Here is a 9,884-nt window from a genome sequence, read left to right on the forward strand (position 1 = left end):
GTAAATTTGCTTCAATCAGCCTAAAACCGGTGGTTTTATTAACTTACAGGTCTGTCAAATGAACCAAAAATTAAAATTCGGGTCATTTTAACAATCTTGTTACTAACTATTGGGCGGGTAATTTGGTGGTGTTAAATGTATAAAAAAACAGATAGGGCGAACAATTTAACGGTCAGTACAGTAGTGCATTAACTACGTGTATCATTACCGTTATAAATGCTCAGGTAACTTTCATAACGCGAGGGCTCTATTTCACCATCTCCTAATGCTTCAAGTACGGCACACCCCGGTTCATTAATGTGGCGGCAGTTATTAAACCGGCAATCGTGCATGCGCTCCCGCATTTCGGGAAAAAAGTGACTTAACTCCTGTTTCTCAATATCTATGATACCCAGTTCGCGTATGCCGGGGGTATCAATAATAAATCCGCCTTGCGGCAGCTCAAACATTTCGGCAAAGGTGGTGGTGTGCATCCCTTTATCACTCCATTCTGATATCTGGTGTGTGCGCAGATCGAGGTCAGGCAGCAAACGATTGATCAGGCTTGATTTGCCTACCCCCGAATGGCCTGAGAACAGCGTGATCTTATCCTTCAGTAAAGTTTGAACCTCATCAATGTTAGTGCCCTCAAGTGCCGATACCTGATAGCAGGGGTAACCGATGTTTTCATAAACGGCTTTGTAGGCTTGCAAAATCTCGAGGCCCTCGTCGCTAAACAAGTCAAGCTTGTTAAAGATCAGTTTAGCCGGAATATCATACGCCTCGGCGGTAACCAAAAAGCGGTCGATAAAACCCAGCGAGGTACGCGGCGAAGCCAGGGTTACTACCAGCAAGGCCTGATCCAGATTAGCGGCAATGATCTGTGCTTGTTTTGACAGGTTGATGGATTTGCGGATAATATAGTTTTTACGCGGATGCAGGTGGGTGATCACCCCGGTGCCTTGCTCAGGCTCTATCTCAAAATCAACCACATCCCCAACGGCAATAGGGTTAGTGGTGGTAATACCCTTTATACGGAACTTGCCCTTTATCCGGCAATCATAACGTTGTCCCTCGGGCGTTTGGGCCTGGTACCAGCTTCCGGTTGATTTTGTGATTAATCCCTGCATTGTAAGGGGATAAAGTTAGGCATTTGCATCCGCCCTGAATAAAAATTAATAAGTCTTTGTGATAAATGCCCAAATCGGCTAACTTTAAGGGCTTTAATATCAAAGCAAAACATGAAGATCGCCTTAGCCTCGCCGCCCTTTCCGGGCAGCATAGATCAAGCTCTTTTTAATCTCGAACAACTTACCGAACAAGCTGCCGCGCAGCAGGCCGCTATCATCTGTTTCCCTGAAACGTATATTCCGGGATACCCTATGCCGGGTTTTGCACCGGAGCAAGGCTCGCCCGAAAAGATGGAAGCCGCGCTGAAAAGGGTTTGTGCCGTAGCTGCCAAAAACAATATCGCCATTATTATACCTATGGATTTATATTCACCCGAGGGTATGTATAATGTGGCCTACGTAATATCGGCACAGGGCGAAGTACTGGGCTATCAAACCAAAAACCAGCTCGACCCATCAGAAGATGCTACCTGGATACCCGGTACACAGCGCAGATTATTTGAAGTGAACGGATTAAAGTTTGGTATTACCATTTGCCACGAGGGTTTCCGCTATCCCGAGTCAGTACGATGGGCGGCTCGCAATGGCGCGTATGTAGTTTTTCACCCGCATTTTGGCGGTAGTGATACTACGGGCACAACACCAACCGAGTGGGGGAGCATGAGTAACTCTTATTATGAAAAGGCCATGATGATGCGTGCTTTAGAGAATACCATTTATTTTGCCAGCGTTAATAACGCTACCCGCTATCCCGATTCGGCATCATCCGTAATAGCGCCCGATGGCACCTGCATTGCGTACCAGCAATACGGCGTTCCGGGAGTGCTGGTGGTGGATATTGACCTGCCGCTTGCTACCGGCTACCTTGCAAAAAGATTTAAGCCAGCGCTTTATGCGGATGAATATTCAAAATAAAATAGTTGTTATGCTTGCTATTTTAAAAATTAACTACTTTATTTGCCATGACCTTAGTACGATAAGTAAATTATATGTTTAACAGCAACACCATTATTATTACCATTATTACCACCGGCATTGATATCGGAGGAAAGTAATCGTATGGTGTAAAAAATATAAAACAAACCAACTGACCGCCTTCCTCCGACAAAGAGGAAGGCGGTTTTTTTTAATAGCTATATCAACAAAATGAAAGTCTTAAAATTCGGGGGCACCTCCGTAGGCTCAGTAAGCAGCATAACAACCCTGCTGCAAATAGTAAAAAACGAGGTTGAGCACGGCGAACGCCCGGTTGTGGTGCTGTCGGCCATGAGCGGGGTTACCAACCTGCTGATCAATATGGCCGAGGCGGCAGCCAAAGGCAATGAATTTACCGCGCAGCTTGCCGAGCTGGAACGCCGCCACTTTGATGTGGTTAAAAGTTTGCTTGACATTCAAAATCAAAACCCGGCTTTCACCCGCTTAAAAATTCACTTTAATCAGTTGGAGGAATTGTTGCAGGGCGTACTTACCCTGCGTGAGCTTACCGCAAAAACCCGTGATTTGATTGTGAGCTATGGCGAACGCTGCTCAACGCTGATGATCAGTAAGATAGCGGCGCAGCACTTTGGCAATGCCTTTTTTGTTGATGCATCCGAAGTATTAAAAACCGACAGTGCCTTTGGCAATGCCAGGGTTGATACCGCGCTTAGCGAACTCCTGATCCGCGATCTGTATGCCGGCCATGCTGATAAAGTATTGTTTGTTACCGGTTTTATTGCCAGTAACGAGGCCGGGCAGATCACTACGCTTGGCCGTGGCGGCAGTGATTATACCGCGGCTATCTTCGGCGCGGCACTCAATGCGCAGGAAATACAAATATGGACGGACGTGAACGGTATGATGACCGCCGACCCGCGCATGGTGAAAAAAGCCTTCCCGCTGAGTGAGCTTACTTATACCGAGGCCATGGAACTATCCTACTTCGGTGCCAAGGTGATCTACCCGCCAACCATGATCCCGGCCTTCCTGAAAAAGATTCCTATCGTTATAAAAAACACTTTCGAGCCGGAATTTGCCGGTACGGTTATTCAGCACGAAAGCAAAGCATCAAACCAGCCTATAAAAGGTATATCATCCATCAACAACATCAGCATACTTAACCTGATGGGTAGTGGCATGGTAGGTAAATCAGGCTTTAGCGGGCGTTTGTTCTCGCTGCTGGCCCGCGAGCAGATCAACGTTATCCTGATCACCCAATCATCATCAGAGCATAGCATTACCTTTGCCATACAGCCCGGCGATGCCGTGCGTGCCAAAGCCATTATAGAGCAGGAATTTGAACTGGAGATATTAGCCAACAAACTGGACCCTATCACCGTTGAAGAAAACCTGGCCATATTAGCCGTAGTTGGCGAAAATATGAAACAAACGCCGGGTGTGTCAGGCAAACTGTTCCATGCGCTGGGCCGTAATGGTGTAAATGTTAGGGCAATAGCGCAGGGCTCATCCGAGTATAATATCTCGGTGATCATCAGCGAGTACGATTTGGGCAAAGCGCTCAATGCCGTACACGATGCTTTTTTTGTTGACCTGTATAAAACCCTGCATGCCTTTTGCCTGGGTACGGGCAACATCGGCAAAACACTGTTTGCGCAACTTAACGCACATGCCGGTTTTCTGCTTAACGAGAATGGCATACAGGTAAAGGTGGTGGGCATCAGCAATACCCGTAAAATGATGTTTAATACCAATGGTATTGATCTTGAAAACTGGCAACCCGCGCTTGAAGCCAGCACCGATACAGCCAACCTGGGTTTATTTATTGATACCATGAAGAGCATGAACCTGCCCAACTGCGTGTTTATTGATAATACGGCAAGCCCGGTTCCGGTAGAGTTTTATGAAGAGGTTTTAAACTCGGCTATATCCGTAGTAACCTGTAATAAAATAGGTAACTCGGGCAGCTACAGCCGCTACAAAGCCTTTAAGGATGCGGCGCGTACCCGCGGTGTCGACTTTTTTTATGAAACTAACGTGGGTGCAGGTTTGCCTATCATCCGTACGCTGAAAGATTTGATGAACAGCGGCGACCGCGTGCAACGCATCGAGGCTATCCTGTCGGGTACCATATCATTCATATTTAACCAGTTTAAGGGCGATGCTAATTTTCATGATGTAGTTAAACTGGCGCAGGAGAAAGGCTATACCGAACCCGACCCGCGCGATGACCTTCGCGGTACCGATTTTATGCGTAAGATACTGATACTGGCGCGCGATGCAGGGCATACTTTAGAGGCTGCCGATGTAGATATACAAAGCATACTGCCGCAAGCCTGCCTTGATGCCGCTACGGTTGAAGATTTTTACGCTGCCCTAAAAGCAGAGGATGCCTATTTCACCAACCTTAAACAACAAGCCGAGGATGGCGGTAAAGTACTACGCTACATAGGCAAGCTGGAGGATGGAAAGGCATCCATCACCCTGCAAATGGTTGATGAAAACCATCCGTTCTACATGCTGTCGGGTAGTGATAACATCATATCATTCACTACCGACAGGTATAAGGAGCGCCCGCTGGTAGTAAAAGGCCCTGGTGCGGGTGCCGAGGTAACCGCCGCGGGTGTATTTGCTGATTTGATAAACGTGGGCGCTAATTAGCCCCCTAACCCCCTGAAGGGGTAACTTAAAATATAATAACATCATGAGTAACGAATTACAGGAAATAGATACAAACAGTGCTTTCACCCCCTTTAGGGGGACGGGGGGCCTGACCGCGGACAGCGTTCACGTTTTTGCACCGGCAACGGTGGCTAACGTAGTTTGCGGGTTTGATGTATTAGGCTTTGCCGTTAACGAGCCCGGTGATGAGGTGGTTATGCGGGTTACGGATAAGCCCGGCATTACCATCAGCAAAATTACGGGTGATGATGGCAGGCTGCCGCTTGATCCGGCTAAAAACACGGTGAGCGTGAGCGTGCAGCACTACCTGGATAGTATCGGTCGTGCCGATATTGGGCTGGATATTGAGCTGCATAAAAAAATGCCGATAGGCAGTGGTTTGGGATCGAGTTCGGCCAGTACAGTGGCGGGTTTGTATGCCATTAAAACCCTGATGGGCGATGACCGCGATCCGATAAACCTGCTGCCCTTTGCTATGAAAGGAGAGGAGATGGCTTGCGGGCATGGCCATGCGGATAATGTTGCGCCAGCCCTTTTAGGCGGTTTTGTGCTGATACGCAGCTACGAACCGCTTGATGTGGTACGTTTGCCGCATCCAAAGGATTTGTGGTGTGCGGTGGTATTTCCGGATGTGGATGTGCCTACCCGCGAGGCAAGGCAGATCATTCGTAACAAAATCAATATGAAGGATGCCGTAACCCAGTGGGGTAACATAGCCGGTTTGGTGAGCGGTTTGTTTATGCAGGATATTGACCTGATTGGCCGTAGTATGAAGGATGTACTGGTGGAGCCCGTACGCTCTATGCTGATCCCCGATTTTTACAAAATGCGTGAAATTGCCATGAGCAGCGGCGCGGTAAGTTTCGGTATATCAGGCTCAGGACCGTCGGTATTCGCCTTTACCCGTGATGAGACAACGGCTCAAACCATCACACAAAAATTGCAGCAACACTTAACAGGATTAAAGATCGGCTCCAACACCTACGTATCAACCATAAATGATGCAGGGCCGAGGGTAATAGGATAAAGAATTTAGAAATTCGGATTTTCAATTTCGAATTTGATCCCATCCTGGAAGTAAACAATTTAACAGCAAATAAATAAATCCGAAATCGAAAATTCGAATTTCGAAATAATAGGTCATGAAACTATACAGCACCAACAACACATCAGAGAGCGTATCATTTAAAGAGGCGGTTTTTAACAGTATGCCACAGGATAAGGGTTTATATATGCCGGTAGCTATTCCGCGTTTAAGCGATGAGTTTATCGGTAAACTGGGTGAGCTTACTTTGCCCGAGATCGCTTTCGGCGTAGCCAAAAACATATTGGGCGATACCATCCCCGAGGCTGATTTGAAAGCACTGATAGATGATGCCATTAACTTTGATGCCCCGGTGGTTGAGCTGGAGGATGATGTGTATGTGCTGGAATTGTTTCACGGCCCGTCATTAGCCTTTAAGGATTTTGGCGCAAGGTTCATGAGCCGGGTAATGAGCTATTTCTTGCAAGAAGGCGAAAAACAACTGGATGTGTTGGTAGCTACATCCGGCGATACCGGTGGTGCCGTGGCGCTGGGCTTTTTAGGCGTGCCTAATACCCGTGTTACCATCCTGTACCCTAAAGGCAAGGTAAGCGGCGTACAGGAACAGCAGCTAACCACCAACGGACAAAACATCCGCGCGTTAGAGGTGGATGGTACTTTTGATGATTGCCAGGCCCTGGTTAAACAAGCCTTTACCGATGCGGAATTAAATACAACCTACCGCCTTACCTCGGCCAACTCCATTAACATAGCCCGCCTGATACCGCAAACCTTTTATTACTTCAACGCTTACGCGCAATTGTTGCGCAAGGGCAAAAGCAAGGTAGCCTTTGCCGTGCCAAGCGGCAACTTTGGCAATATTGGCGCGGGTTTATTAGCCTGGAAGATGGGTTTGCCGGTTGAGCAGTTTATTGCGGCAACTAATGCCAACGATACCGTACCCGCGTTTTTAAAAACAGGCGTTTATGAGCCAAAGCCATCGGTATCAACCATATCAAACGCGATGGACGTGGGCAACCCAAGCAATTGGGTGCGTATTGCCGATCTGTTTAAAGGTGACGAAGCGGCATTGAAGCAACTCATCACCGGATACAGCTATAATGATGAGCAAACCGTTGATGCTATTGAAAAGGTGTATGCTGATCACCAATATGTGGTTTGTCCGCATACGGCTATTGCCTGGAAGGCTTTAAAGGAGTGGCAGGCAGATCATGCAGAGGTAACAGGCGTTTTCCTGTCAACCGCGCATCCATGTAAGTTTCCGGATGTAATACCGGCTGATGTGGCTGTGAACATTTCGGTGCCCGAATCCGTTAAACAGCTTGAAGGAAGAGAGAAACAAGCCGTACAAATGCCGGCCGATTTTGAAAGTTTTAAAGCATACCTGTTAAGCAACGTTTAATGAAAATAGTACTCCGTTTAGTTCTTGTAAGTTTATTGTTTGTGACTTTAGGCTGTAAACAGCAGTTTGACAAGAATAAGTGGAGTGCTAAAAAGGATTGGGATTATCCGCATCGCAACAGCATGTTGAAAGATCTGTTGAAGAACCATGAATTAAAAGGTAAACCGCTTAGTGAGGTTACTGATATGCTTGGCGAACCGGATAACCGGGAGGGCAGGCAGATCTATTATGATATTGTGATGAAATATGGCAGCGATATTGACCCTATTTATTCAAAGGAGCTTGAAATAACTTTCAATACCGATTCGGTTGTTACGGCGGTTAAAGTGCAGGAGCATAAAAATTAAGTATCTTTGCGCCATAATCATCAGCCATGTTAAATAAGGCCCTTATTGTTGTTTTATCTTTTGCCGTAATACTTTTATCAGCCTGTAATAACGATCAGCCGTTCAACCGCAAATTGTGGAAGGATGCCGACGGGTTGGATTTTAAGTATCGCAACACCATGTTGAACGATCTGCTGAAAAACCGCAAAATAAAAGGCATGAAATTTTACCAGGTTACCGATACCCTGGGCTGGCCGCAAGGTAAAAAGGACGACTATATTTATTACGATATTGTTGTAAAATATGATGGCTACCCGCCAAGCTACGTAAAGCGCCTTTTTGTTTATTTTAAAGACTCGGTTGCTGTAAACACCAAAATTTACGAGCATACCGCGAAGAAAAAGAAATAGTACTCCTCCAAATAAAGTTTCATGTCATTTCGAACGAGGTACGAGAGAGAAATCTGTCGCCTGAACCTCACCCCAGCCCTCTCCTAAAGAAGAGGGAGCTGAAAAATCTTACCTATAAAGGCAAAAAAAGTTAACCTCCCCGAGAGGGAAGACTAAAAAAAAAATTGTCATTTCGAACGAGGTACGAGGAGAAATCTGTCGCTTTGTTATTGAACGCGTGCAGATTTCTCGCTGACGCTTCGAAATGACAAGAATAAAAAATAAAAAACACGTTATTGCGAGGCACGAAGCAATCTATTTAGAACAAAATTTTTCTGTATTCAAGATCTTTGGCTCGCTCTGCTTTAGGAGAGCGCGGGGGTGAGGCAACTGTTTTAGGAGCGGCAATCAAACCTTCTTTCAATTGTAATGTTTTTGTTGCATGTTTCACTTTTGACGCAATTGCCGTCTATAGCTATAAATAACATTATATAACCATGAAGAAATTAATAATGATGGTGGCCCTGGTTGCCACAACATATGGGGCATTTGCTCAAACTGCTGATCTGCGCCGCAAGGTAGAAGTTACCGGCACTGCCGAAAAAGAGGTTACGCCTGATATTATCAACTTATCTATATCCCTTAAAGAATATATGGATGGTAAGAAAAAGATCAGTATAAGCGATTTAGAAAAACAATTAGAAAGCGCGGTAACAGCGGCTGGCATACCTAAAGAAGATTTTACGGTTAATAATGTTTCCGGCTGGAATTACGCTACCGAGAAAAAGAAAAATCCTGATTTTTTGGCAAGCAAACAATATGGTATTCGTGTGCGCGATTTGAATAAATATAACCAGTTGTTAAGCAAGGTTGATGCGAAAGGTATTGAATATACTAATATTACAAGCTACGATTATTCAAAGATAACCGAACTAAAAAAGGAACTAAAGCTGCAAGCGCTGCTTGCTGCAAAAGATAAAGCCACTTACCTGGTAAATGCCCTGGGCGATAAGCTGGGCAAGGTGTTAAGTATCTCCGAAAATGATGGTGGCGGGAGTGTATATCCGCAAGCTCGTATGTACTCCAATGCAGCTATGCGAAGCGCGGTAGCTGATGTGGCTGAATCCGATATTGATTTTCAAAAGATCAAGCTCAGCTTCCAGGTGAATGCAGTGTTCGAGATACAATAATTTTAGAATGATTTGATAAAAACAAAGGCGGCTTCCCGATCAGGAAGCCGCCTTTGTTTTTATAGAAAAAATTCAATTCAGTTACAATTCCTCATCATGCTGGCTGACGTCAAGGCCTACCAGTTCCTCTTCAGGAGTAACGCGAAGTTTAGAGATCATGTCAGTTACTTTAAGCAGGATGAACGAACCCACGAAAGCGAAGACGGACACGCCCACCAAAGCGATCAGGTGCGTAGTGAACAGCTTGGTATCACCGTAGAACAAACCATTACCGGTAGTATTGGCACTGTTCACGTTTACATGGGCGAACACGCCGGTCAGCAGCATACCCACCATACCGCCTACACCATGGCAAGGGAATACGTCCAGCGTATCATCAATGCTGGTTTTGCTGCGCCAGATCACCACCAGGTTACTCACCACCGCGGCCACGATACCGATGATCAGCGAATGCGGAATAGTTACAAAGCCCGCTGCCGGCGTAACAGCCACCAAACCAACCACCGCACCGATACAGGCACCCACCACAGAGGGCTTTTTACCACGCAGCATATCAAAAAATATCCAGGCAATGGCGGCGGCGGCCGAAGCCGTAGTAGTAGTACCCAAAGCGGTAGCGGCAAGGGCGTTGGCGCCCAGGGCGGAACCCGCGTTAAAACCAAACCAGCCGAACCACAGTAAGCCGGTACCTAATAACACGTAGCTGATACGTGCCGGGGCATGCGCCTTATCGGTACGCTGCTTTAAATAAATAGCCGAAGCCAAAGCCGCCCAGCCGGCCGACATGTGTACCACGGTACCACCG

At 46.5% G+C, this 9,884-nt stretch carries 9 protein-coding genes; 7 read left to right on the plus strand and 2 right to left on the minus strand.

Annotation, left to right across the window (positions count from 1 at the left end):
* Positions 1 to 188: 188 nt before the first annotated feature.
* Positions 189 to 1,109: a ribosome small subunit-dependent GTPase A gene (gene rsgA, locus LJ707_RS19615; protein ID WP_228954326.1), complete on the minus strand. Its 921-nt coding sequence runs from the start codon at positions 1,107 to 1,109 to the stop codon at positions 189 to 191.
* Between the two features lie 111 nt (positions 1,110 to 1,220).
* On the opposite strand from rsgA, the gene LJ707_RS19620 reads away from it, so the two are divergent.
* The 7 genes from LJ707_RS19620 (at position 1,221) to LJ707_RS19650 (ending at position 9,079) form a co-directional block, all read left to right on the plus strand.
* Positions 1,221 to 2,024 (plus strand): carbon-nitrogen hydrolase family protein, encoded by an 804-nt coding sequence (locus LJ707_RS19620; RefSeq protein WP_228954327.1) that lies wholly within the window; start codon positions 1,221 to 1,223, stop codon positions 2,022 to 2,024.
* A gap of 231 nt (positions 2,025 to 2,255) precedes the next feature.
* Positions 2,256 to 4,706, plus strand: coding sequence for a bifunctional aspartate kinase/homoserine dehydrogenase I (thrA, locus tag LJ707_RS19625; protein WP_228954330.1), 2,451 nt, complete (start codon positions 2,256 to 2,258; stop codon positions 4,704 to 4,706).
* 43 nt (positions 4,707 to 4,749) lie between these two features.
* Positions 4,750 to 5,754, plus strand: a complete 1,005-nt coding sequence (locus tag LJ707_RS19630; protein WP_228954332.1) for a homoserine kinase — start codon at positions 4,750 to 4,752, stop codon at positions 5,752 to 5,754.
* Positions 5,755 to 5,869: 115 nt separating this feature from the next.
* Positions 5,870 to 7,174 carry a threonine synthase gene (thrC, locus tag LJ707_RS19635; RefSeq protein ID WP_228954334.1) on the plus strand — a complete coding sequence of 435 codons (1,305 nt, stop codon included), beginning with the start codon at positions 5,870 to 5,872 and terminating at the stop codon, positions 7,172 to 7,174.
* Positions 7,174 to 7,521: a hypothetical protein gene (locus LJ707_RS19640; RefSeq protein ID WP_228954336.1), complete on the plus strand. Its 348-nt coding sequence runs from the start codon at positions 7,174 to 7,176 to the stop codon at positions 7,519 to 7,521. Before thrC ends, LJ707_RS19640 begins: the two co-directional genes overlap by 1 nt.
* A gap of 26 nt (positions 7,522 to 7,547) precedes the next feature.
* Positions 7,548 to 7,910 carry a hypothetical protein gene (locus LJ707_RS19645; protein WP_228954338.1) on the plus strand — a complete coding sequence of 121 codons (363 nt, stop codon included), beginning with the start codon at positions 7,548 to 7,550 and terminating at the stop codon, positions 7,908 to 7,910.
* Between the two features lie 476 nt (positions 7,911 to 8,386).
* The gene (locus tag LJ707_RS19650) at positions 8,387 to 9,079 is read left to right on the plus strand and encodes an SIMPL domain-containing protein (RefSeq protein ID WP_228954340.1); all 693 of its coding nucleotides are present in this window, start codon (positions 8,387 to 8,389) and stop codon (positions 9,077 to 9,079) included.
* Between the two features lie 81 nt (positions 9,080 to 9,160).
* Here LJ707_RS19650 and LJ707_RS19655 read toward each other — a convergent pair.
* Positions 9,161 to 9,884: ammonium transporter (locus LJ707_RS19655; RefSeq protein WP_370632429.1), on the minus strand; the 724-nt coding region annotated here is incomplete at its 5' end.

The organism is Mucilaginibacter sp. UR6-1 (genome assembly GCF_020880975.1).
Classification (GTDB): domain Bacteria; phylum Bacteroidota; class Bacteroidia; order Sphingobacteriales; family Sphingobacteriaceae; genus Mucilaginibacter.

Bases quoted from the DNA above. Each gene is read 5' to 3' on its own strand.
- thrC (WP_228954334.1), top strand. From the start codon at position 5,870: ATGAAACTATACAGCACCAACAACACATCAGAGAGCGTATCATTTAAA.
- LJ707_RS19650 (WP_228954340.1), top strand. From the start codon at position 8,387: ATGAAGAAATTAATAATGATGGTGGCCCTGGTTGCCACAACATATGGG.
- LJ707_RS19630 (WP_228954332.1), top strand. From the start codon at position 4,750: ATGAGTAACGAATTACAGGAAATAGATACAAACAGTGCTTTCACCCCC.
- LJ707_RS19620 (WP_228954327.1), top strand. From the start codon at position 1,221: ATGAAGATCGCCTTAGCCTCGCCGCCCTTTCCGGGCAGCATAGATCAA.
- LJ707_RS19640 (WP_228954336.1), top strand. From the start codon at position 7,174: ATGAAAATAGTACTCCGTTTAGTTCTTGTAAGTTTATTGTTTGTGACT.
- thrA (WP_228954330.1), top strand. From the start codon at position 2,256: ATGAAAGTCTTAAAATTCGGGGGCACCTCCGTAGGCTCAGTAAGCAGC.
- rsgA (WP_228954326.1), bottom strand. From the start codon at position 1,109: ATGCAGGGATTAATCACAAAATCAACCGGAAGCTGGTACCAGGCCCAA.
- LJ707_RS19645 (WP_228954338.1), top strand. From the start codon at position 7,548: ATGTTAAATAAGGCCCTTATTGTTGTTTTATCTTTTGCCGTAATACTT.